The organism is Tenacibaculum singaporense, from assembly GCF_003867015.1.
Classification (GTDB): Bacteria; Bacteroidota; Bacteroidia; order Flavobacteriales; family Flavobacteriaceae; genus Polaribacter; species Polaribacter singaporensis.
The window spans coordinates 2,565,702-2,589,135 of the sequence record NZ_CP032548.1 but is presented as its reverse complement, the minus strand read 5'-3'; the positions used below and the strand labels follow the sequence as shown (position 1 = coordinate 2,589,135).

22 protein-coding genes are annotated in these 23,434 nt (G+C 32.0%); 15 read left to right on the top strand and 7 right to left on the bottom strand.

Annotated features, from left to right (window positions below):
• The first annotated feature begins 31 nt into the window (after positions 1-31).
• From D6T69_RS11435 to D6T69_RS11395, 9 genes are all read left to right on the top strand, one after another.
• A complete protein-coding gene (locus D6T69_RS11435) occupies positions 32-811 on the top strand; it encodes a (Fe-S)-binding protein (RefSeq protein WP_099216248.1) in 780 nt (259 codons plus the stop codon).
• A gap of 98 nt (positions 812-909) precedes the next feature.
• The gene (locus tag D6T69_RS11430; protein ID WP_125067857.1) at positions 910-1,314 is read left to right on the top strand and encodes a hypothetical protein; all 405 of its coding nucleotides are present in this window, start codon (positions 910-912) and stop codon (positions 1,312-1,314) included.
• A gap of 87 nt (positions 1,315-1,401) precedes the next feature.
• Positions 1,402-2,337, top strand: coding sequence for a 1,4-dihydroxy-2-naphthoate octaprenyltransferase (gene menA, locus D6T69_RS11425; RefSeq protein WP_164506720.1), 936 nt, complete (start codon positions 1,402-1,404; stop codon positions 2,335-2,337).
• Between the two features lie 30 nt (positions 2,338-2,367).
• Positions 2,368-3,045 (top strand): metal-dependent hydrolase, encoded by a 678-nt coding sequence (locus D6T69_RS11420; RefSeq protein WP_125067856.1) that lies wholly within the window; start codon positions 2,368-2,370, stop codon positions 3,043-3,045.
• Positions 3,046-3,071: 26 nt separating this feature from the next.
• Positions 3,072-3,590, top strand: coding sequence for an SRPBCC family protein (locus tag D6T69_RS11415; protein ID WP_125067855.1), 519 nt, complete (start codon positions 3,072-3,074; stop codon positions 3,588-3,590).
• 11 nt (positions 3,591-3,601) lie between these two features.
• On the top strand, positions 3,602-4,639 hold the full coding sequence (locus D6T69_RS11410) for an o-succinylbenzoate synthase (protein WP_125067854.1): 1,038 nt from the start codon (positions 3,602-3,604) through the stop codon (positions 4,637-4,639).
• 2 nt (positions 4,640-4,641) lie between these two features.
• A complete protein-coding gene (locus D6T69_RS11405) occupies positions 4,642-5,586 on the top strand; it encodes a CPBP family intramembrane glutamic endopeptidase (RefSeq protein ID WP_125067853.1) in 945 nt (314 codons plus the stop codon).
• 13 nt (positions 5,587-5,599) lie between these two features.
• Positions 5,600-6,655 carry an AMP-binding protein gene (locus D6T69_RS11400; protein ID WP_125067852.1) on the top strand — a complete coding sequence of 352 codons (1,056 nt, stop codon included), beginning with the start codon at positions 5,600-5,602 and terminating at the stop codon, positions 6,653-6,655.
• A gap of 99 nt (positions 6,656-6,754) precedes the next feature.
• Entirely contained in the window at positions 6,755-8,530 is a 1,776-nt protein-coding gene (locus D6T69_RS11395; protein WP_125067851.1) for a vWA domain-containing protein, read from the top strand.
• Between the two features lie 33 nt (positions 8,531-8,563).
• Here D6T69_RS11395 and D6T69_RS11390 read toward each other — a convergent pair whose 3' ends face one another.
• The 5 genes from D6T69_RS11390 to D6T69_RS11370 form a co-directional block, all read right to left on the bottom strand.
• A complete protein-coding gene (locus D6T69_RS11390; protein ID WP_125067850.1) occupies positions 8,564-9,166 on the bottom strand; it encodes a zinc-ribbon domain-containing protein in 603 nt (200 codons plus the stop codon).
• Between the two features lie 89 nt (positions 9,167-9,255).
• Entirely contained in the window at positions 9,256-9,978 is a 723-nt protein-coding gene (locus D6T69_RS11385; protein WP_099216239.1) for a YebC/PmpR family DNA-binding transcriptional regulator, read from the bottom strand.
• 57 nt (positions 9,979-10,035) lie between these two features.
• Complete coding sequence (locus D6T69_RS11380) at positions 10,036-12,027, bottom strand: DUF3352 domain-containing protein (protein ID WP_125067849.1); 1,992 nt, start codon at positions 12,025-12,027, stop codon at positions 10,036-10,038.
• A 15-nt stretch (positions 12,028-12,042) separates the two neighbouring features.
• Positions 12,043-13,686 (bottom strand): acyl-CoA carboxylase subunit beta, encoded by a 1,644-nt coding sequence (locus D6T69_RS11375; RefSeq protein ID WP_125067848.1) that lies wholly within the window; start codon positions 13,684-13,686, stop codon positions 12,043-12,045.
• Positions 13,687-13,744: 58 nt separating this feature from the next.
• On the bottom strand, positions 13,745-15,223 hold the full coding sequence (locus D6T69_RS11370) for a helix-turn-helix domain-containing protein (protein ID WP_125069272.1): 1,479 nt from the start codon (positions 15,221-15,223) through the stop codon (positions 13,745-13,747).
• A 156-nt stretch (positions 15,224-15,379) separates the two neighbouring features.
• Here D6T69_RS11370 and aceB point away from each other — a divergent pair, with 156 nt between their 5' ends.
• The 3 genes from aceB to D6T69_RS11355 all read left to right on the top strand — a co-directional run bounded on the left by aceB (position 15,380) and on the right by D6T69_RS11355 (position 20,540).
• A complete protein-coding gene (aceB, locus tag D6T69_RS11365; RefSeq protein ID WP_125067847.1) occupies positions 15,380-16,975 on the top strand; it encodes a malate synthase A in 1,596 nt (531 codons plus the stop codon).
• Between the two features lie 151 nt (positions 16,976-17,126).
• Positions 17,127-18,758, top strand: coding sequence for an isocitrate lyase (locus D6T69_RS11360; RefSeq protein WP_125067846.1), 1,632 nt, complete (start codon positions 17,127-17,129; stop codon positions 18,756-18,758).
• A 489-nt stretch (positions 18,759-19,247) separates the two neighbouring features.
• Complete coding sequence (locus D6T69_RS11355; protein WP_125067845.1) at positions 19,248-20,540, top strand: phosphatidylserine decarboxylase; 1,293 nt, start codon at positions 19,248-19,250, stop codon at positions 20,538-20,540.
• Positions 20,541-20,630: 90 nt separating this feature from the next.
• Here D6T69_RS11355 and D6T69_RS11350 read toward each other — a convergent pair whose 3' ends face one another.
• Together D6T69_RS11350 and D6T69_RS16205 are read right to left on the bottom strand one after the other, a co-directional pair.
• Positions 20,631-21,008 (bottom strand): cupin domain-containing protein, encoded by a 378-nt coding sequence (locus D6T69_RS11350; RefSeq protein ID WP_125067844.1) that lies wholly within the window; start codon positions 21,006-21,008, stop codon positions 20,631-20,633.
• An 11-nt stretch (positions 21,009-21,019) separates the two neighbouring features.
• Positions 21,020-21,979 carry a bifunctional helix-turn-helix transcriptional regulator/GNAT family N-acetyltransferase gene (locus D6T69_RS16205; protein WP_125067843.1) on the bottom strand — a complete coding sequence of 320 codons (960 nt, stop codon included), beginning with the start codon at positions 21,977-21,979 and terminating at the stop codon, positions 21,020-21,022.
• A 158-nt stretch (positions 21,980-22,137) separates the two neighbouring features.
• Between D6T69_RS16205 and D6T69_RS11340 the strand changes: the two genes are divergently transcribed.
• From D6T69_RS11340 to D6T69_RS11330, 3 genes are read left to right on the top strand one after another with little or no spacing between them, the layout of a single operon-like run.
• Entirely contained in the window at positions 22,138-22,488 is a 351-nt protein-coding gene (locus D6T69_RS11340) for a DoxX family protein (protein WP_125067842.1), read from the top strand.
• Positions 22,488-22,898, top strand: coding sequence for an OsmC family protein (locus D6T69_RS11335; protein WP_125067841.1), 411 nt, complete (start codon positions 22,488-22,490; stop codon positions 22,896-22,898). Before D6T69_RS11340 ends, D6T69_RS11335 begins: the two co-directional genes overlap by 1 nt.
• Complete coding sequence (locus D6T69_RS11330) at positions 22,899-23,429, top strand: NADPH-dependent FMN reductase (protein WP_125067840.1); 531 nt, start codon at positions 22,899-22,901, stop codon at positions 23,427-23,429. It abuts the gene before it with no gap.
• Positions 23,430-23,434: the final 5 nt, after the last annotated feature.

Below are 23,434 nucleotides of genomic sequence, written 5' to 3'. Positions count from 1 at the left end.
AAACAGTTCAACAATTAAACGATAAAGAATTATGAACGTACCAACAATGGCAGATATGATGGCTCAAGGAAAACAACCAGAAGTGTTGTTTTGGGTAGGAGCTGCAGGAAGTTATGATGATAGAGCAAAAAAAATAACAAGAGCTTTTGTAAAAATATTACAACAAGCTGGAGTTGATTTTGCAGTATTAGGTACCGAAGAAAGTTCAACAGGAGATGCAGCAAAGCGTGCTGGAAATGAGTTTTTATTTCAAATGCAAGCAGTTACTAATATTGAAGTATTAAATGCTTACGAAGTAAAAACGATTGTAACTTGTGATCCACATTCATTTAATACATTAAAAAATGAATATCCTGGATTAGGAGGAAAGTATAAAGTGTATCATCACACTCAATATATTAGTAAGTTAATTAAAGAAGGACGTTTAACTATTGAAGATGAAAACTTAAATGGAAAACGTTTAACATATCACGACCCATGTTATTTAGGACGTGCAAATGATGTATATGAAAGTCCACGTGAATTAATTCGTCGTTTAGGAGTAAAAATGACTGAGATGAAACGTCATAAGTCAACAGCCTTATGTTGTGGAGCAGGAGGAGCACAAATGTTTAAAGAACCTGAAAAAGGAGATAAGGATATTAATGTATTAAGAACAGAAGATGCTTTAGAAACAAACCCACAAATTATTGCTACCGGATGTCCTTACTGTAATACCATGATGACTGATGGTGTAAAGTTCAAAGAAAAAGAATCGCAAATACAAGTAAAAGACATAGCAGAGTTAATTGCGGAAGCAAATAACCTATAGTAAAGAAATATAAAGTTTTCTTAAAAGTGTGTTACGAGAGTAGCACACTTTTTTCTTTGTAGTAAGTTTGTTGAAAAATAATTCAAAAACAAAAAAGAATGAGATACCTTTTTACCTTTTTATGCCTAGTGTTATTAACATCGTGTGATGACACCGATTTTTCTCTTGAAGGAAATGGAGCTTTAACAACAGTAACGTTTAATATTACGAGTACAAGCAATGATAATAATGGGAGAATTAAAACCATTTTTTTAGAATCAGGTTTTTTTAAGTACGATAATACTACAACAACTAATGTTTTTCCCTATAAGAAATCGTATACAGATGAAATTAATTTTGCAGCTAATTTAGCTTTTGAATATGAAGATAAAGCCACAGATAATTTTAGTGTTTATACAATAACAATGGAAATTCTTAGAGATAATGTTTTGGTAGACAAAAGAGAATATTTTATAGATAAACCAGGAACAAAAGTAGGTTTTGATGCTGTAGTAAATAAATAAACTACTCATATACTTTAAGATAAAAGGAAAGCTTAGCTTTCCTTTTTTATGTCTAAAAAACTTATCTTTGAAAATCATACTATCTCAATGAAAAACTACATAAAAGCAGCACGTTTACGTACTCTACCATTATCCGTTTCAGGAATTATTGTTGGAGCAGCAATAGGAAATTATGATTATATAAATAATACTGAAAGTTTTTTTTGTTGCTTTGGTTGTCCGTTATTTTTCCAAACAGGAATTTTCTGGTTAGCTATCTTAACCACTATCGGTTTTCAAGTACTATCCAATTTTGCTAACGATTATGGTGATGGTGTAAAAGGAACCGATAATCAAAGAGAAGGAGAAGCACGTATGGTAGCTTCAGGAGTGATTACTCCAAAGCAAATGAAAAATGCAATGATTGTTACAGGAGTATTTACGACTATTATTGCACTACTACTAATTTATGTTTCCTTTGGAAAAGACAACTTTTTGTATTCAATAATTTTTTTCGGGTTAGGAATAGCTTCGATAGTAGCAGCCATAAAATATACCGTTGGGAAATCAGCTTATGGTTATAGCGGATTTGGAGATGTTTTTGTTTTTATCTTTTTTGGGTTGTTAGCAGTTGTTGGAACTTACTTCTTATACACCAAACAGTTAAACTTTATGATTTTCTTACCTGCAATTACAGTTGGTTTGTTAAGTACTGCGGTATTGAACTTAAACAACATGCGAGATAGAGAAAATGATGCAAAATCAGGAAAAAATACACTTGTGGTAAAAATGGGAGCAGAATCTGCAAAGTTTTATCATTATTTTTTAATTGTAGCATCTTTAATGTTTGCATTATTGTACACAGTAATTAAGTTTCAATCACCATACCAATTTTTATTTATCATAGCTTACCTTCCTTTGGTAAAACATTTAGTTTTTGTATATAAAAATAAAGAAGAAGCGTTGTTAGATGGAGAGCTTAAAAAAGTGGCCTTGAGCACCTTTTTATTTTCAATTCTTTTTGGACTAGGGCAAGTTTTGTAATTTGCAAGACAAGAATTATATTTTAATTTTATGAAAATCACTTTTTACGGTCACGCATGTTTTGGTATTGAAATTAACGGAACACACGTATTAGTTGACCCTTTTATAACAGGAAATCCACTAGCATCTAATATAGACGTAGATCAAGTAAAAGCAGATTATATATTACTTACACATGCTCATCAAGATCATGTATTAGATGTAGAGCGCATTGCAGAAAGAACAGAGGCTACAATTATCTCAAACTTTGAAATTGTAACATATTATGCTGCTAAAGGTTTGAAAGGACATCCAGTAAACCATGGAGGTACGTATAAAAATGATGTGTTTTCCGCAAAATATGTAAATGCTATTCATACCTCTTCATTTGCTGATGGAAGTTATGGAGGACAACCAGGTGGTTTTGTAATAAAAGCAGGAGAAAAGTCTTTGTATGTATCTGGAGATACAGCGGTAACAATGGATATGCAATTAATACCAATGTCTACAAGCTTAACAGCCTCTATATTTCCTATAGGAGATAACTTTACGATGGGAGTAGATGATGCTATCATAGCGAGTGACTTGGTAATTTGTGATAAGGTGATAGGATGTCATTTCAATACCTTTCCACCTATAAAAATAGATATCGAAGAAGCTAAAGAAAAGTTCTCACAAGCTAAAAAAGAATTAGTGATTTTAGAAATCGGACAAACAATAACTATTTAAGTAGCCCTTTTATGGGGACATTATATATGAAAAAAATCAAAATAATTTTAGGAGTAATAACAGTCTTAATTCTTGCATTTTTCTTAACAGGACTAGTAGTACAAGAAGTTGTTTATACCAATGAAGTAATAATTAATAAGCCAGTAAATGAAGTTTTTTCGGATTTTCAGGATGAAGAATTGATGAAAGAATGGATGCCAGAGGTGAAATCAATTGAAACTTTAGAAGAACAGCCAAATAAAATAGGTAGTAAATATAAAATAGTTGTTGAAAATCAAGGTAAATTGGTAACTATGACAGAAGAAGTATTAGCATATAAAGAAAATGAAAAGCTTACTCTTCACTTTGATGCAGAAAATATGCTAAAAACAGATGATTATGCATTTATTTCAGAAGGAAACTCAACTAAGATATTGCAAACTACTACCTGTACTAGTGAATCGTATATAATGAGTTGTTTATTTCCGTACTTTAAAGGAGCTCTTAAAAAAATGAGTCAACAATATTTAGAGAACTTTAAAAAAGCTTCTGAAGCTCATAACTAAAACACTTACAATTGATAAAAGCTACTTACCATAAATACTTACTGAATTTTAAACAAGCAAGTGGTACCTCTCGTGGAATTTTAAGAACTAAAGAAACTTGGTTTATAATTTTAGAAAAAGAAGGAAAGAAAGGTTTTGGAGAATGCGGTTTGTTCAGAGGTTTGAGTGCTGATGATACACTCAGTTATGAAGAGAAATTACAGTGGGTGTGTAATAATATTAATTCTGACTTAGAGAAATTGTTATCCGAACTCAATGAGTTCCCATCGATACAGTTTGGATTAGAACAAGCATTTTTATCCTTAGAAAGCAAAACACCGTTTGAATTATTTCCTTCTGACTTTACTAAAGGGCAACAACAAATTTCGATAAACGGATTAATTTGGATGGGAGATAAGGCCTTTATGCAACAACAAATAAAAGATAAGTTGCAGCAAGGTTTTACTACCATAAAAATGAAAATAGGAGCGATTGATTTTGATACAGAGATAGCCTTGTTACAATCAATACGAAAAGAGTTTTCGCCAAAAGAAATTGAACTTCGTGTAGACGCTAACGGAGCTTTTTTACCTAAAAATGCCTTAGAAAAATTACAAAGATTATCTGAGTTAGAATTACACTCTATAGAGCAGCCAATAAAACAAGGACAATGGCAAGAAATGGCAAGTTTATGTGAAAAAACACCATTACCAATTGCGCTAGATGAAGAATTGATAGGCGTGTTTTCTTTAGAAGAGAAAGAAAAATGTATAGCTACAATTCAACCCCAATACATTATTTTAAAACCAAGTTTGATAGGAGGATTTAAAGGAAGCAACGAATGGATTCAAATAGCATCCAACCATAATGCGGGGAATTGGATAACCAGTGCTTTGGAAAGCAATATAGGGCTAAATGCAATAGCACAATGGACGTATACCTTAAATAACCCGTTGCCACAAGGTTTAGGAACAGGTAGTTTGTTTACCAACAATTTTGAAAGTCCGTTGGAAGTTTCAAATGGAAGTTTGGGATACAATACGAATAAAAACTGGCATTTTAATATATAACAATGAATTTTATACAACAAGCATATAAAGGACAAAACCAGTGGTATTTATACTTACTAGTTATTTTTATAGTTTTATTAGGGTGGCAATTTATAGGTGTAATCCCTTTGGCTATTACAGCAATTTTACATTCTGAAAACACTAGTGAGTTTTTAAGAGCTGCGGATGATAGCTTTATGAGCTTAGGAATAAATAAAAACTTGTTTTTATTTATGATGGTGGTGATGTTTGCTTTTGGATTAGCTTCATTGTTTTTAGGAGTAAAATACATTCATAAAAGAGCTATAAAAACAGTTATAACAAGTAGAAATAAAATAGATTGGAATCGCTTTTGGTTTGGTTTCTTTGTATGGGGAATACTATCTGTACTAGTAGTATCTTCTGATATTCTTTTAGCTCCTGAAAATTATACATGGAACTTTAAACCTCTGCCTTTTTTCACTTTAGTAGCAGTGTCATTTTTGTTTTTGCCCATTCAAACGAGTTTTGAAGAATTACTTTTTAGAGGGTATTTTATGCAAGGACTTGGTACTTGGTTTAAAAACAGATGGGTTCCATTAATAGTAACTTCTGTAGCGTTTGGTTTACTCCACGGAGCAAACCCAGAAGTAGAGAAGCTAGGGTATATTTCAATGGTTTTTTATATAGGAACAGGTTTCTTTTTCGGAATAACTACACTAATGGATGAAGGAACAGAATTAGCATTAGGTTTGCATGCTATTAATAATATTGTAGCTGCATTCTTGGTAACTACAGATTGGACCGTTTTTCAAACGGATGCTTTATTTGTTGATACTTCAGATCCTTCGGTAGGGATAGAGATGTTTTTACCAGTATTTGTTTTATATCCTTTAATGTTGCTACTGTTCTCAAAAAAATATGGTTGGAAAAATTGGAAAGAAAAACTACTGGGTAACATAGAGAAACCAGTAATAACAACAAAATAGTACTCCAAACAAAGTGGACAATCTAAACTTTCATAATAGTTTTCAGTTAAACGGAAAGTCTTTTTCTAATGAAAATGAATTATTGATCTTTTCGAAGGCTATAAACGATTCTGTATATCAATTTTTATTAGATTGGTTTAGCACAGAAGATTTTGTAGTAGTGCAAACATCAGGTTCTACGGGAAAACCTAAACCAATTCGATTGAAAAAGGAGTTTATGATAAACTCAGCAAAAGCCACTGGAGCTTTTTTCGGTCTAAAAGAAAACACTACAGCTTTATTATGCTTATCAACTGATTATATTGCAGGAAAAATGATGTTAGTGCGTGCACTGACCTTAGGTTGGAGTATCGATGTAGTCGCTCCAACTTCTAAAGTTGAAATTACAAAAAATTATGATTTTTCCGCAATGGTACCTTTGCAGTTAAGAAGCTCTTTGTCTAGTATTCATAAAATAAAGAAACTTATTGTAGGAGGAGGTGTTGTAGCAAATGATTTAATTGAAGCTATTCAAAATAAATCAACTGAAATTTATGCCACTTACGGAATGACAGAAACAATTACACATATTGCTGTTAAAAAGTTAAACAATATCATTTCTAACGATAGTGAGAAATCTCACTATAAGGCACTTCCTAAAGTACAACTCTCTCAAGATAATCGAAATTGTTTAGTGATTGATGCGCCAAAAGTAGCTGAAGAGAAAATTATAACAAACGATGTAATTCGTTTGATTTCTGATACCGAATTTGAATGGTTGGGACGTTATGACAACGTGATTAACTCTGGAGGAGTAAAGCTACATCCAGAGAAAATAGAAGAAAAACTCTCTAAAATTATTTCAAATCGCTTTTTTGTTACAGGTATCAACGATAAAAAACTAGGAGAGAAGCTAGTTTTGATAGTTGAAGGAGAGAAAAATGACGTCATTTCGAATGAAGTGAGAAATCTATTTGGGCTTACCAAGTATGAAATTCCGAAAGCAGTTTATTTTGTGGATAAATTCATAGAAACTGAAACAAAAAAAATCCAACGCAAAAAAACACTTGCTAAAATTTTACCTCACTAAAAAGTATCGTTTACTTTTCTAATAAGCTTGTTTACTCATTTAAGGTTTTATAAAAATATAGCGTTAACTAGTTTTATGTAAACTTTAAAACGAAAAGCTATGTTTAAAAAACTATTTTATGTAATGCTATTGTTGAGTTCAATAGCACTTACAGCGCAACAAAGAACAATTACAGGTATAGTTTCAGATGAATCAGGTCCGTTACCAGGAGTTACTATTGTGGTAAAAGGAACTACTATTGGAACTGAAACTGATTTTGATGGTAAATACTCTATTTCAGCTACACAAGGAGATGTTTTAGTATTTTCTTTTGTAGGAATGAAAACAGAGATGAAAACAGTAGGAAAAAGTCCGGTAATAAATGTTGTAATGAAGGGAGACAATGTATTAGATGAAGTTGTAGTGACAAGTTACGGTACTTTAAAAGGTAAAAAGGCTTTTTCTACTGGAGCTATTAGCATTAGAGGACATAATCAAATTGAAAATAGAGATTCGTATGCAGGAAGAAGTGAAAATATTTTCAAAAGCCCTGTAAACTCTCCCTTGTCTACATTTTCTATTGATGTTGATAAAGCTTCTTACAGTAATATAAGAAGAATGATTAATAGCGGTCAAAAAATACCAAAGGAAGCAGTTAAGATTGAAGAAATGATTAATTACTTTGATTATAACTATCCGCAACCTAAAGGAGAACATCCTTTTTCAATCACTACAGAGATTGTTACGACTCCATGGAATAAAGATACTCAGCTGGTAAGAATTGGGTTAAAAGGAAAAGAGTATAAACAAGAAAATTTACCAGCTTCTAATTTGACTTTTTTAATAGATGTTTCGGGGTCTATGTCAGATCAAAATAAGCTACCGCTATTAAAATCAGCTTTTAAATTATTGGTAAATCAGTTAAGAGAAAAAGATAGAGTGACTATAGTTGTATATGCAGGAGCAGCAGGGGTAGTTTTAAAACCTACATCAGGAAATGAAAAAGAAACAATATTAGAGGCTTTGAATCAATTAGAAGCAGGAGGCTCAACAGCAGGAGGCGAAGGAATTGAGTTAGCTTACAAACTAGCAAATGAAAATTATATAAAAGATGGAAATAACCGAGTTATTTTAGCTACAGACGGTGATTTTAATGTAGGAGCTTCAACCAATGCTGAAATGGAAGAGTTAATAGAAGAAAAAAGAAAATCAGGAGTATTTCTATCAGTGTTAGGTTTTGGTTACGGAAACTACCAAGATGATAAATTAGAAATTTTAGCAGATAAGGGAAATGGAAACCATGCGTATATCGACACGATGCAAGAAGCGCAAAAGGTATTTGGTAAAGAATTTGGGGGTACTTTATATACCATTGCAAAGGATGTGAAAATTCAGGTAGAATTTAATCCAGAAAAAGTGCAAGCGTATCGTTTAATAGGATATGAAAATAGATTGTTGAATGATGAAGATTTTGTAGATGATACAAAAGATGCTGGTGAGTTAGGTAGTGGTCATACAGTAACAGCATTGTATGAAGTAATTCCTGTAGGAGTAAAAAGTAAATTTTTGAAGAAACTACCCAAATTGAAGTATACTCAAAATAAACAATTAGATAGTTTTAATGATGAATTATTAACCGTGAAGTTTAGGTACAAATTACCAAAAGGCAACAAGAGTATAGAGTTGGTAAAAATGGTTAAAAATGAAGTATTGGCACCAACGAATGATATGAATTTTATTTCAGCAGTAGCTTTATTTGGAATGCAATTAAGTAAATCAAAATTTAAAAATAATTCAAAAATTGAAGATGTACTTAGTTTGATAGAAGGAGAAATAGGGGAGGATAAGGATGGTTATAAAGCAGAGTTTGTTAGATTGGTGAAAACGTATAATTAAGAATAAAAAAAACAGGGCTAAATGCCCTGTTTTTTATCTATCAACATCTAAAAAATCTTTAGCGTCAAAAGCTTTTTTATAATCAATTAAACTCATTCCGAATCGTTCAGCATTGTAGTTTTCTTCTTTATCTATTTTATAAAGCTTACTTCTTCTGCTTATTTCCATAGAGTTGGCTACAAAGAAAATTGAATCGGTGGTAACATTTGTTACTTTTACGGTAGAGTAGGCTTTGTCGGATGATTTGTATTCAATAATATCGTTAACTTTAGGAGAGTTAATGTAGTTAATAACATTACTATCATGCTGTTGTGCTGAGTAGATTCCAAAGAGAATTATAGCTCCCATTAATAAAGAACCTATCCAATGTGTAAAAGGTGTTTTAGCATTTCGTTTTACGTTGTCGTGAGCTAGTTTTAATTGTTCACTCATGTTTTTACGTTTGTATGTGGCTTTACAATGATTACACTCAGAAACTCCTTTTTTACCTATAGGAAAAATGGGGATCCAATAAATGTAAAAATATTTACCAAAAATACTAATGGTGTGAGCGTTTTGTTGTTCACAGTGATTACATTTTACACCGCTAACTTTTTCGCTGTGTAAATGCGCTCCTTTGGTTCCATAGAAAATCATAATAGTGAGAAGTTTGGTTGAGATAAATATATAAAAAAATCCAACGATTTTTATCGTTGGATTTTGAAGTTTTATAAAGAAATAGAAAATTATTCTTCCATAGAGTGGTAGACATTGTTGACATCGTCATCTTCTTCCAATCTTTCTAAAAGTTTATTTACCTCTTCTTTTTGTTCGTCTGAAATCGCAGTAGTGGTTGTTGGAATACGTTCAAATTCCGAAGAAAGAATTTCAATATTATTTTCTTCTAAATATTTTTGAATAGCACCAAATTGTTCAAATGGAGCGTATAGCATTACTGAACTATCTTCTTCGTCGGCAAAAACTTCTTCAACTTCAAAGTCAATCATTTCCATTTCAAACTCTTCTAAATCCATACCTAATGAATCTTCTTTTACTTTAAAGTTAACCACGTGGTCAAACATAAAAGCAACAGAACCAGAGGTACCTAAGTTTCCATTACATTTATTAAAAGCAGCACGTACATTAGCCACTGTACGGTTATTGTTGTCAGTAGCAGTTTCTACTAAAACAGCAATTCCATGAGGCGCATATCCTTCAAATAATACTTCTTTATAGTTTTCAGTACTTTTATCAGATGCTTTTTTAATGGCACGTTCAACATTGTCTTTCGGCATGTTGGCAGCCTTCGCATTTTGAATTACTACACGCAAACGAGAGTTGGTTTCGGGGTTTGGACCACCTTCTTTAACTGCCATAACGATATCTTTACCAATACGAGTGAAGGTTTTAGCCATGGCTGACCAACGTTTCATTTTTCTTGCTTTCCTAAATTCGAATGCTCTTCCCATGTGTATTCTATTTTAATTTTGCTTGGCAAATGTAACTAATGCTATAAAATATTGCAATTAAAAATGTTTTTTGAAAATTACATCACCTGTTTGTTTATCATAAGCTTTCCAAGTTCCACTTTGCTTACCATTTTTATAATGCCCTTTAACTTTTACGTTTCCGTTTTCATAAAAGGACTTATAAGAACCATCTTTTAAGCCATCATCTAAATCAACTTCAAATTTTAGTTTTCCGTTTTTATAAAACTCTTTGTATGATTTAGCGCTTAAATCAGAAGGATGTATTGGTGGAAGCTTAAAAAATGTTGTTGAATTTTGAGTACTTGTAGAGTCTTTGTGTGGAGCTAACTCTAATAGTAGTTTTTCTCTTAATTCTTTGTCTTTTTGAGTATTTATTTCAATGTTTTTAGGATTTTCGAAAACAAGAGAAATATTGCTTTCAAATAATTCATCAGAAGCAATTAGCTGCATTCCAATTTGTGAAAAGCAAGTTATATAAGGTTTGTTTTTTTGAAGTTCACGTCGAGTTTTGTTGTCAACCAAACTTAAAAGGTCTTTGTAGGAATTTGGAGTATTTACATAAGCAAATACACTAGATTTTTTCTCAAAATGATAATTAAAATCATCGAATTTTTCAGAGCTTTCTAGTGTGTATCCTATTAAGTGGTTATTAATAATTTCTTTAATAGTATTTGGACTAGTACTAAAAACTACAAAATCATCAATAATGGTAAAGTAAGGCTTCTCCATTTTAGAAAACATGTTTCCTGCTAACATTTTAAAGAATCCTTTTAAATCGAAAAAGTTAATAGGATAACCTCTGTAATCGATTTGTTTGTATTTTAAAGGTGTGTTTTCTTTAATTTTAGAAAGAACAAGCTGAAGATTTTCTTTAGCGTCATCAATATCATCAGCTTTAATAATAGCAGCGATATCTTTTTTGTTTTTTGAAAGCTCAGTGTTAAAATGAATTAAAGCTATTTCACTACCAATCCAACTATAAATGTTTTCAGAAACATTAATGTCTAGCTTATCCTCAATCATCGTAAGTTGATCAGAATACATCTTAAAATCAGTAGGATTTTCTTGTTGAAGCTTTTCTAAATTGCTATTGAATGTTTTAAAATCATCAAAAGCAAAGCTAAGATATAAAGAGGTGTTCTTTGGAGCTATTTTAGCAACACTACGCTTACCAACCCCAGACTTTTGTAATACCTTTAAATAGGTCTGTGAATTAGTGTCAACGTTTGTATAACCAGTAGCTTGAACGATAACTCCTTCCACAATGGATATATCTAAACCAGAGTAGAAGAATGCTTCTTTATTTAAGAAATCTAAATTACTTGAACTGGTAAAACAATTTAAATAGTCTTTTAGATATTTATGTTGTAAATAGATATTAAAAAATCCATCAGTATCTGTTTTCTTTTTTATTTCTAAAAAGTTGAGATCACGACCAATAACAGGATTTAAGTATTGGTCAATTGATTGTTCAACCAAAAGGTGAGTATAAGAAGCTATAACTTGGTTTTTAATAAAAGAAAGATGTAAGGTTTCTCTAGTTTTCTTATTATAGAGTTCTATAATTTCGTGCTCTTTGTATACTCGTTTCGTTACCTTATAGTCTTCTCCAGCTAAGTTACTTATAGCTCTTTTTAGAAAAATGAGTTTAGAGAGCTTTTGTAAATCCGCAACGTATAATAACCCATATTTTCTGGGACTAAATACATGTACTGAAATAACTAGATTACGTTCCCCAATAAAGTCGAAAATTTCCTTTTTTGCTTTAAAGGTTTCATCTAAACTATGGAGACCTTCTGATAGCTTATTGATTTGTTGATTGGATTGAAGATGCATCCAAATTTCACTTGAGCTTATTTCATCCCAAGTGTCAATAGGTCTTTCAGTATCAACTATAAAAACAGCATCATCAGGAACTAAGTAAATAGACTTGATATTATCATTTTCAGATAAGGTGAAAATATACACTTGATAGATTACAAAGCCTATAACAAGGGCAATAATGCCCCAAAACACTTTCCTCTTCATGCTGTTTTCTGTGTTTTAAACTTGTAAAACTCCTAAGTTAAAAGGCTTTTCAATAGGAGCGTGGTCAGCAGCTTCTATTCCCATAGAAATCCATGTTCTGGTGTCTAGAGGGTTAATTACAGCATCGGTCCAAATTCTTGCAGCAGCATAGTAAGGAGATATTTGATTATCGTATCTCGATTTAATTTTATCGAATAATTCTGCTTCTTTTTCAGGAGTAATTTCTTCTCCTTTTTTCTTTAAAGCGGCAGTTTCTATTTGTAGTAATACTTTAGCGGCAGAGGCTCCACTCATCACAGCTAGTTCAGCACTTGGCCATGCAAAAATAAGACGAGGGTCATAGGCCTTACCACACATAGCGTAATTTCCTGCACCGTACGAATTACCAATGACTACCGTAAATTTTGGAACTACAGAATTACTAACAGCGTTTACCATTTTAGCACCATCTTTAATAATTCCGCTATGTTCAGATTTACTTCCTACCATAAATCCAGTAACATCTTGTAAGAAAACTAACGGGATTTTCTTCTGGTTACAGTTGGCAATAAATCGAGTAGCTTTATCAGCAGAATCGTTATAAATTACTCCACCAAATTGCATTTCGCTAGGTTTAGTTTTTGCTCCTTTCGATTTTACAATTTTACGTTGGTTAGCAATGATACCTACTGCCCATCCATCAATACGAGCATATCCAGTAATAATGGTTTGACCATAGCCTGCTTTGTATTCTTCAAATTCAGAGTTATCAACCAAACGCTTGATGATTTCCATCATGTCGTATTGCTCATTACGAGCTTTTGGTAAAATTCCGAAAATATCATCTTCATTTTCTTTTGGAGGAAACGCTTCTTTACGATTAAATCCAGTTTTGTCATAATCTCCAATTTTATCCATTAAGTTTTTAATGGTATCTAAAGCATCTTTATCATCTTTTGCTTTATAATCGGTAACCCCAGATACTTCACAATGTGTAGTTGCTCCACCCAATGTTTCATTGTCAATAGTTTCACCAATAGCAGCCTTAACTAAATAACTACCCGCTAAGAAAATACTTCCTGTTTTGTCTACAATAAGTGCTTCATCACTCATAATAGGTAAGTAAGCACCACCAGCAACACAACTTCCCATAACGGCAGCAATTTGTGTGATTCCCATGCTACTCATTACCGCATTGTTTCTAAAAATTCTTCCGAAGTGTTCTTTATCAGGAAAAATCTCATCCTGCATTGGTAAATAAACCCCAGCAGAATCTACCAAATAAATAATAGGTAGTTTATTTTCAATTGCTATTTCTTGAGCTCTTAAATTTTTCTTTCCTGTAATTGGGAACCAAGCACCCGCTTTTACGGTGGCATCGTTAGCAACAACAATACATTGTTTACCACTAACATATCCCATTTTTACAACCACACCACCTGAAGGACATCCACCATGTTCTTGATACATGTCTTCACCTGCAAAAGCAGCAATTTCGATAGACTTAGACTTATCGTCTAATAAATAATCAATACGTTCACGAGCTGTTAATTTTCCTTTCTCATGATGCTTGTCAATACGTTTTTGTCCACCGCCTAATTTAACTTTGGCTAAGCGTCTACGTAAATCTGATACTAAAAGTTTATTGTGGTCTTCGTTTTTGTTGAAGTTAAGATCCATGGTAAGTTATTTGTTTGCGTGTGCTAAAATAAGAAAAACAACGTACAAAACAAGGTGTTTAGGTATACGATTGAATGATGTTTTCAACAGTGTTTTCTATTTCTTTATTTCTAGATTGTTTTAGTAAAATATAAGGTTCTGCCACCCGTTCGTTACAGTTTTGTACTGCGCATGTTTCGCAGGTAACACCTACTGTTTTTTTTGTAAAAGTATCTTCATTAAAAAAATGAAGTTTGCGTTTTAAGTGTGGAGAAAGTAACATACCTATGCTTACACTGCGGTTAATTTTTTCTTTAAAAGGATCTGCGGTAGCTGCAGAAAGAACTAAATACTCCTTTTGAGAATTTTCGTACGAAGAAATTTGAATTCCGTAAGCCGATTTTTTTTCTTCTGATACTTCTAAGTCCTGAATTGTTTTAATGGCAATCCACCTTCTACAATAATGTTCGTTATTACGATTGGCGTGAGGAGACTGTTGTTGTGTAATATGTAACTCTTTTGAAAGTCTATGTACCGGAGAACCTTCTTTATGAGTAAAACGTAAAAAGAACAGGTTTTTAATATTAAAATGTCTTGGTAAGATGTTAGTTAAACGTTGATAAAACGTTTCGTCAGAACAATTATAGCTCCTAATAATTTTGTGCAATTGTAAAGGTTGCCAGGTTTCTAAAGAAAAAAGTTGTGTTAGTTTTTGAATTAAATCATCTTTCGGAATAATTAAAGCACCTGCAAAGTAAGAAGCGATAAAATTATTCAATACTTCGTCAAAACTGTCAAATTTTATCCATGGAAAAGTGTATAACCTATCTTTAATTTGTAAATAATTATAGGCTATCTCTTTAGCAAAAATGAATGTTTTTTGTGCTTCGTTTATATCGTTATATATAAGAAGTGTTTTGTTTTTTGGAATATAGATGTTTCTGAGTTCAGATAATTTTTGATGTTTGGATAGTTCTTCGCTATCAATAGTATAACCATATTCTTCGATTAAAATTTCTTCTAAATCTTTTGAAGTAATAGGTTTGTTTGGGTTGATTTGATAAGCCTTGATAAAATCTGTAACCTTTGTTTCAATATCCTCAAAATAGTTGTTGTGTGCTTCTTGGTACGAACGTAATGCAGCAAGAAAAAAGCTCTCTCTTGTTAAATTGTAGTTTTGAGAAATCTTAATAATGGTACTAATAAAGGCATTAACCTTTGCAGGAGCATTGGCAATGATGTCAATTAGATTATTTTCTTTTATACCAAATAGGTCAAGAGGAATTTCTTTTAAAATTTTCGATTGTAAAATTTCACCAATAGGTGCTAGGTTTTTATCTAACTTCAAAGAAACTAAATGGTCGTAAGGCACTTCTAGCTTCTCAGAAAGAATAACAATTTTATCAGTTTTTGGGTACTTTTTTCCTTTCTCAATTTCGTTTAAATATGATTTTGATAAACCTGTTAGTTTGGCTAAACCAAAGAGTGACAGGTTTTTATCTGTGCGTATTTGTTTCAATTTTAAACCAAAAACTAATCTGATATATTCTTCTTCCAAGATGTTTTTATTAAAAGATTCGTAATTCAAAGGTATAAAAATTAGCGAATTAATAAAAATTTGTAAATTTTATGTTTTTAGCGAACGTTCGCTTTTTTGTTTGGGTTCTTTTCTTTAATATTGAACTGTCAATCAATAAGTAAAAAATAAATAGATATGAATCAAGATGTTTTAGCAAAAGAAATTCAATGTGTAGGTTTTGATCAAACCGAGTATAAAAGTGTTTTGACCAATGAAGCCAAAGCATTTTTAATTCAACTTCAAGAAAAATTTAATCCTCAAAGGCTTCAATTATTAGCTGAAAGAGAAATCGAACAAGCTTATTTTGATGCAGGAAACTATCCTTCTTTTCCTTTAGAAACGAAAGAGATAAGAGAGAGTGATTGGGTATGTGCTCCGTTACCTGAAGATTTGTTAGATAGAAGAGTAGAAATTACAGGACCAGTAGAACGTAAAATGATTATCAATGCTTTAAATTCTGGAGCAAAAACATTTATGGCAGATTTTGAAGATAGTAATTCACCAACTATTCAAAATATTTTAGATGGTCAGGTAAACTTACGAGACGCAGTAAATAAAACAATTTCATTTTACAACGCTGCAAAAGATAAAAGCTACGAGTTAAATGAGAAAGTAGCTACCTTGTTAGTAAGACCAAGAGGATTGCATTTAAATGAAAAACATTTGTTGATTGATGGTGTAGAAATGTCAGGTTCTTTGGTAGATTTTGGTTTGTACTTTTTTCATAATATCAAAACCTTGCAAGAGCAGGGAAGTGCAACCTATTTTTATTTACCTAAACTAGAACATTACAAAGAAGCACGTTGGTGGAATGATGTTTTTGTATTTGCACAAGAGTATATGGGTGTGCCACAAAAGACAATTAAAGCAACAGTGCTAATTGAGACAATTACAGCAAGTTTTCAGTTAGATGAAATTATTTATGAGTTAAAAGATCATATGGCTGGCTTAAATTGTGGTCGTTGGGACTATATTTTTTCATACATTAAAAAGTTCAGAAATCATTCTGGTTTTATTGTGCCAAACCGTTCACAAGTAACCATGAGTAGCCCATTTATGAAGGCGTATTCGTTACGAGTTATTCAGTCGTGCCACAAACGAGGTGTACATGCTATGGGAGGAATGGCAGCACAAATTCCTGTGAAGAATAATGAAGAGTTGAATAAAGAAGCTTTTGCTAAGGTTAAGAAAGATAAGGAGCAAGAAGTTAGGAATGGTCATGACGGAACTTGGGTTGCGCATCCTGGTTTAGTAGCAATTGCAATGGATGTTTTTAATACAACAATGCCCAATGCGAATCAGATAGATAAAAAGCTAGAAGATCTAACAATTACAGAAAAAGATTTAGTTGAATTACCTGAAGGTACTATTACCGAGCAAGGAATACGAGAAAATATCAATGTTGGTATTCTTTATGTAGAGTCGTGGTTAATGGGACACGGAGCAGCTGCCTTGTATAATTTAATGGAAGATGCAGCAACAGCTGAAATATCACGAACACAAGTATGGCAATGGTTGCATAAAAGTGTAATGCTTGAAGATGGTAGAACATTTACAGAAGGAATGTATGAGCAATGTAAAAAAGAAGAATTAAAAAAAATAAAAAGCTACGTAGGTGAAGACAGATACAATAACGGAAAGTTTGAATTAGCTATTCAATTATTTGATGAGTTAATTTTAAACAAAGAATTTGTTGAGTTTTTAACCTTACCAGCATATAAATATTTATAGAATAAGCCATTTAGGTGTAAGCTTAGAAGATATTTGTAGAGAAAAGTAATTTAAATCTCGATTATCGAGAAAAAAAGCCCTCAAAAATGCGGCAACATTTAAGAGGGCAAGCTATCAATTAAAAATTAATAACCTTATCAATCACAAAATTATGAAAAATTTAGCACACGCTAATTATAGTTCTGCTTTACAAACAGTAAAAGAATTAAAGAAAAAGTTTGGAGCAACTTGGAACTCAGTTTCTCCTGAAAATGCCGCTAGAATGGTAGCGCAAAACCGTTTTAAAACAGGTTTAGATATCGCTAGATACACCGCTACAATCATGCGAGAAGATATGGAAGCTTACGATGCTGATTCGTCTAATTATACACAATCATTGGGGTGCTGGCACGGATTCGTAGCACAACAAAAAATGATTGCAGTTAAAAAGCATCACAAAACAACGAGTAAACGATATTTATATCTTTCAGGATGGATGGTAGCTGCATTGCGTTCAGAGTTTGGTCCATTACCAGATCAATCGATGCATGAAAAAACAGCAATTCCTGCGTTAATTGAGGAGATTTATGATTTTCTACGTCAAGCAGATGCTATTGAATTAAACGATTTATTTAGAAGATTAGAAAACGGAGAAGATGTACAGAGTGAAATTGATAATTTCGAAACACATATAGTTCCAATTATTGCTGATATTGATGCAGGTTTTGGAAATGAAGAAGCTACGTATTTGTTAGCTAAAAAAATGATTCAAGCTGGTGCTTGTGCTATCCAGATAGAAAATCAAGTTTCAGATGCTAAACAATGCGGGCATCAAGATGGAAAAGTAACTGTACCACACGAAGATTTTATAGCAAAATTAAATGCAATTCGATACGCCTTTTTAGAATTAGGAGTAGAGGATGGGGTTATTGTAGCAAGAACCGATTCGGAAGGAGCTGGGTTAACTCAAAAATTACCAGTAAGTCAAGAGCCAGGAGATTTAGCCTCTCAATATTTAGCATTTGTAGAAGCTCAAGAAATTACAATTGATGAAGCAAAAGAAGATGATGTACTGTTAAAACGTGATGGAAAATTAGTGCGCCCTGTACGTTTGGCGAATGGTTTGTATAAGTTTAGAGAAGGAACGAATATTGATAGAGTAGTACTAGATTGTATAACTAGTTTGCAAAATGGTGCCGATTTGTTATGGATTGAAACACCAACACCACACGTTGGCCAAATAGCCAATATGGTAAATAGGGTAAGAGCTGTAGTGCCAAATGCGAAATTGGTGTACAACAACTCGCCATCGTTTAATTGGACATTAAACTTCCGTAATCAAGTGTATGATGAAATGGTTGCAGAAGGAGAAAATATGACAGGATATGATAGAAATAATTTAATGAATGCAGCTTATGATGGTACAGAATTATGCTATAGAGCAGATGAGAAAATTCGTACTTTCCAGCTTGATGGTGCAAGGGAAGCAGGTATTTTTCATCATTTAATTACCTTACCAACATACCATACAACAGCGCTACATATGAATGATTTAACAGAAGGTTACTTCGGAGAAGATGGAATGTTAGCGTATGTAAGAGGAGTGCAACGACAAGAAATTAGAAAAGGAGTATCGTGTGTAAAGCACCAACGAATGGCAGGTTCTGATTTAGGAGACGATCACAAAACATTTTTCGCAGGAGATAAAGCGTTAAAAGCCGGTGGAGAAAAGAATACGTCTAATCAGTTTGAAGCAGGAGCAAAAGACAAAAGACTAGAAGAAGAAAGTGCCGTAGCAGTATAAAAATCTTAGTTGTTTGTAAACTTCCCGTTTATGTTTGGTTTGTTTCAATTGTTTGTTTACATAGCGGGAATTTTACTTCCGAGCTTACATATTATAAATTTATAATTAGCAGTTATAAATTTTATTTTGAAGTTGAACTCCACTTGTACAAGTGGAGTTTTTTTATAGAAATAATTAATTTCAAATACTACATACATTGTTTTTGATGCTATTATAAAGTACAATTGATCTGTTTTTATTACTAGAATTGCTGCTTTTGTGTTTAAAAATCAATTACTTATGGTTTTTTGTATAAGGTTAACAGATTGATTTTTTAAATTAGAGTAACCTGATAACATGGCCAATGATAGTTGTTTTATCAGAATTTTAGGGATGTCAAATATTTGTGACAAGGTATTTAATAACCTAATAATCAATTTTTATTTGCATGGGTGGTATCCGAAAAGCCTCTAATAAAAGAGTAGGAATTATTTAAAAACTAAACTAATTATGGAAACAACAACTATTGAAACTCATGAAGCAGTTGTTGAACAACTGAAAAGTATTTTAGACGGTAATCCAGCAATGGCAAAAAGTCTTGGAGAGTCATTAAAAAAAGCGGTTGAATTATCAAAAAATGGAAGTCCTGATAAAACTATACCACCTTTAAATAAAGATCTTTACAAAGCAATTGATAAAGAATTTAAAGGAAAAGGATGGCCAGAAACTGTAGCTGCATATTATGATTACTTAGATCTTTATGTGCAAATGATTCCAAATGAAAGCAGGGACCCAGAATATCCTAATGCTTGGACAAGTGATGGAACTAAAAATGGATATAATCAAAAAGTATACGATTTACTTTGTCAATCCTATTGGTTGATTGACCAAGCAGATTCAGAAGGAAATACGATGCAAAGTTATCCTGAGTTTGCTGATTGGTTAGTGAGTTTTGCAAATGCTTGGGGAACTTTCTTAGATACAGAAGCTTCTTTAACAAAGGAAACGTTGCAATCGTTTAAAGATGATAAAAATGCTCAAGGAGAAAGTGTTTATAATTTCCCTTTATATTCAAAAAATGAAAGTAAATGGAAAACGTTTAATCAATTTTTTTATAGAGAATTTAATAATGCAGATCCTAAAACGGGAATTTCTCCTTTACGTCCTATAGCAGCTCCAGATGATAATACTATTATTGTTTCTCCTGCAGATTGTACTTTTAAAGCATATTATCCAATTGATAAAAAAGGGAATGTAGATAAAATTACGCTAAAAGGAACACATACTATTGGTAGTGTAGATGAACTATTGCAATATAGTAAGTATGGAGAAAATTTTTATGGAGGTACATTTATTCATTATTTTTTAAGTCCTTTTGATTATCATCGTTTTCATACACCAGTTAGTGGAAAAATTTTAGAGATTCTTCCAGTACAAGGAAAAGTGTATTTAAATGTTGAAACAGCATCAGATGGACAGTTTGATGCACCAGATGGAGGAGAAAATGGATATGAGTTTTCGCAAGCTAGAGGATTAGTAATTATGGATGCAGGTACTGAAGTAGGAAAGGTTGCTATACTACCAATAGGAATGTGTCAGGTTTCAGGTGTAGATATGTACACAGAATTGCAAGGACAAACAGTAGTCAAAGGTCAAGAGTTTGGTAAATTTAGATTTGGAGGTTCAGATATTATTATGCTATTTGAAAAACTGCCTCATGAATTATATATGTTCCAAAACGATCCTTCGCATGTGCCTATTCATTTTCAATACGGACAAGCTTCGGTTTATTGGAATAAGTAATGCTTTTTTAAGGAAAGGCAGTTGTCTATAAGCAACTGCCTTTTTAATTGTTGTAATAAAAGATTAATATATGTTTTTTATGTTGATGCTTTAATATTTTTGATTATCAATAGATTTCGTAATAGGAGTTATTACATCACCAGTATGTTTGGTAGATTTTGTTTCAATAAGCATAATTAAACAATCTTCCGAAGAACTAACTCTGTGATTGATACCTTTAGGAACTACGTATAGATCCCCTGTTTTCATCGTAAAACTAGGTTGATTTTCTATTTCCATTAAAAGACTTCCATCGATAATATAAAAAAGCTCATCTTCATTTTCGTGATTATGCCACGGAATATCTTCCCCTTTAATTTTGGCGAGCTTAACATATTCATTGTTAACTTCAGAAATTATTTTAGGAGAAAAGTAATTTTTCAGTTTTTCAGCTTCCTGTAAGATGTTAATTGTTTGAGTTGTATTCATATCTTAAATAATCAAGACTTTGTTTTTAATTCCATTTTAATATTGCAACGTTCATAAGGACAACCTTTCTCAACAGGGATTTCTAAAAAGCCAAATTTTCTATAAATGTAAATAGCGTTTTCAAGTTTCGTGTTTGAGTATAAAACCAATTTATCAAACTGTCTATCTTTTGCAAAATCAATACAATGTTGCATGAGTTGTTGTCCTATTTTGTAACCCCTGTGTTTTGGTGAAACAGCCATTTTTGTTAATTCATAAACATTAGGTTCGCTCATAGGCATTAAAGCAACAGTACCTACAACTTCATTATTTAATTTAGCAAAGAAAATATGTCCTCCTTTGTCAATAATATATTTGTGAGGATTGCTTAAAACTTCCTCATCATAAGGTTCTACGTAGAAAAATGTTTGTAACCATTCAATATTCAGGTTATAAAAAGATGAGCTGTATTCTTCCTTAAACGTGGTAATTGCTATAGTATTTTGTGTTGTATTCATTTTTATGTGTTCTATAATAGCTTTGCTGAAAGACTTTTCATTAAACTTAGCCTCTAATTCATTTATAAGTTCAGTTAGTGATTCAGACTTTATATTAGTGTATTCTTTAATAATGTGTTCAATGCTATTCCATATAGGAGTTACATTTTCTATGAGTTGCTTTCCTTTGTTAGAAACAAAAACAACTTTTTTTCGCTTATCCAATTTGTCTTCTTTAAGGGAGATGAGTCCTTTTTTATGAAGCTTATTAATAGCTTGAGTAGTAGCAGGCTGCGATGTTTTTAAACTGTTGGTAATCTCAGTATTAGTAACACCATCTTTGTTTTTTATAATTTTAAAAGTAGGAAATAGGTAAGGGTCAAAATCAATATTAAACTCATCGTACACCAATTGTGTTTCGCGCATCATGTATTCGCTAGTCCTTTTTAATCTAGAACCTAATCCAATTTCTCCTAATCCTTTAAGTGCGTCCATTTTTAACAAATATAAGTACTTATATAAATACAAATATATATGTTTTTTTGATTTGAAGCACTTACATATTAATTTTAATAAATATCTAGGTGATATTTGCCATGGAAAGTAATAAAATATTTTTATATATTTGTAAATGAATTTTAACAACAAACAAAATGAAAAGAGATAAAATTATTTTTTATGTAGCTACAGGGTTATTAACATTATTAATGTTTTTTTCAGCTGGAATGTATTTTTTTAATCATGCAGAAGTGGCAAAAATGTTTACTGCCTTTGGGTATCCAACATACATTATTTACCCGTATGCAGTAGCTAAGCTATTAGGTTTAGTAGCGTTATGGTTTTTTAGAGGAAAGTTTTTAAATGAATGGGCGTATGCAGGTTTTTTCTTTGCATTTATTCTAGCTTTTTTTGCTCATTTTATGATTGGTGATGGAGAACAAACAGGAGCTGTAATGGCAATGGTACTATTAATAGTTTCGTATATTTATAGTAAAAAAATATAATGAGCAATAATCCAATAGCAACAGTTACTTTAACTGACCGAAATTACTTAGCAGAAGCAAAAATGAGAAATCATTTTGCTGTTACTGATGAGCCTTTAGATAAAGGAGGAGACGATAACGGACCAACTCCAGTAGAATATTTACTAACTGCAATTGGTGGGTGTGTGTCAATTACTTTGAGAATGTATGCAGAGAGGAAAGGATGGGACTTAGGAAAAGTTACAGTAAATGTCAGCCAAAAAGAACAATTAACTCCAGAAGGAATAAAAAAATCATTAGTAGAAGAAATTTCATTCGAAAAAGAAGTTACAGATGAACAACGTACCAAGTTATTAGAAATAGCAGGTAAATGTCCAGTAGCTAAAATGGTGAAAGGTGAAACAGAAATTGATTCAAAAATAACAACATAGATGAAAAAAATAATCGCTTTCGCGGGTAGTAATAGTAAAAAATCAATAAATAAACAATTAGTAATATATGCTTCTGGTTTATTAGAAGAAACAGAAGTTTCGGTGTTGGATTTAAACGATTATCCATTGCCTATTTATGGAGTTGATAAAGAAATGGAAGAGGGCATACCAGAAAATGCAGTAATATTTCTAGAAAAAATTAAAGAAGCAGATGGAATAGCTGTATCGTTAGCAGAACATAATGGTAATTTTACGGTAGCTTTTAAGAATATTATAGACTGGATGTCGCGTATAGAACAAAAAGTATGGCATAATAAACCAATGCTATTATTATCAACCTCTCCTGGAGGTAGAGGAGGAGCGTCGTCAATGGCAATAGCTAAAAATGGTTTTCCCCATATGGGAGCAAATGTTATAGCAGATTTTTCTTTACCGAAATTTTATGATAACTTTAATGACGGAAGGATTGTAAATGAGGAGTTTAATGAAAAAATAAAAGAAGCAGTTACAACTTTCCAAAAAGCAGTATAAACATA

Coding starts and splice junctions, on each gene's coding strand:
- D6T69_RS11435 (WP_099216248.1), top strand. CDS start 32: ATGAACGTACCAACAATGGCAGATATGATGGCTCAAGGAAAACAACCA.
- menA (WP_164506720.1), top strand. CDS start 1,402: ATGAAAAACTACATAAAAGCAGCACGTTTACGTACTCTACCATTATCC.
- D6T69_RS11340 (WP_125067842.1), top strand. CDS start 22,138: ATGAAAAGAGATAAAATTATTTTTTATGTAGCTACAGGGTTATTAACA.
- D6T69_RS11395 (WP_125067851.1), top strand. CDS start 6,755: ATGTTTAAAAAACTATTTTATGTAATGCTATTGTTGAGTTCAATAGCA.
- D6T69_RS11420 (WP_125067856.1), top strand. CDS start 2,368: ATGAAAATCACTTTTTACGGTCACGCATGTTTTGGTATTGAAATTAAC.
- D6T69_RS11375 (WP_125067848.1), bottom strand. CDS start 13,686: ATGGATCTTAACTTCAACAAAAACGAAGACCACAATAAACTTTTAGTA.
- aceB (WP_125067847.1), top strand. CDS start 15,380: ATGAATCAAGATGTTTTAGCAAAAGAAATTCAATGTGTAGGTTTTGAT.
- D6T69_RS16205 (WP_125067843.1), bottom strand. CDS start 21,979: ATGGACGCACTTAAAGGATTAGGAGAAATTGGATTAGGTTCTAGATTA.
- D6T69_RS11405 (WP_125067853.1), top strand. CDS start 4,642: ATGAATTTTATACAACAAGCATATAAAGGACAAAACCAGTGGTATTTA.
- D6T69_RS11385 (WP_099216239.1), bottom strand. CDS start 9,978: ATGGGAAGAGCATTCGAATTTAGGAAAGCAAGAAAAATGAAACGTTGG.
- D6T69_RS11350 (WP_125067844.1), bottom strand. CDS start 21,008: ATGAATACAACTCAAACAATTAACATCTTACAGGAAGCTGAAAAACTG.
- D6T69_RS11355 (WP_125067845.1), top strand. CDS start 19,248: ATGGAAACAACAACTATTGAAACTCATGAAGCAGTTGTTGAACAACTG.
- D6T69_RS11360 (WP_125067846.1), top strand. CDS start 17,127: ATGAAAAATTTAGCACACGCTAATTATAGTTCTGCTTTACAAACAGTA.
- D6T69_RS11335 (WP_125067841.1), top strand. CDS start 22,488: ATGAGCAATAATCCAATAGCAACAGTTACTTTAACTGACCGAAATTAC.
- D6T69_RS11415 (WP_125067855.1), top strand. CDS start 3,072: ATGAAAAAAATCAAAATAATTTTAGGAGTAATAACAGTCTTAATTCTT.
- D6T69_RS11390 (WP_125067850.1), bottom strand. CDS start 9,166: ATGATTTTCTATGGAACCAAAGGAGCGCATTTACACAGCGAAAAAGTT.
- D6T69_RS11430 (WP_125067857.1), top strand. CDS start 910: ATGAGATACCTTTTTACCTTTTTATGCCTAGTGTTATTAACATCGTGT.
- D6T69_RS11330 (WP_125067840.1), top strand. CDS start 22,899: ATGAAAAAAATAATCGCTTTCGCGGGTAGTAATAGTAAAAAATCAATA.
- D6T69_RS11380 (WP_125067849.1), bottom strand. CDS start 12,027: ATGAAGAGGAAAGTGTTTTGGGGCATTATTGCCCTTGTTATAGGCTTT.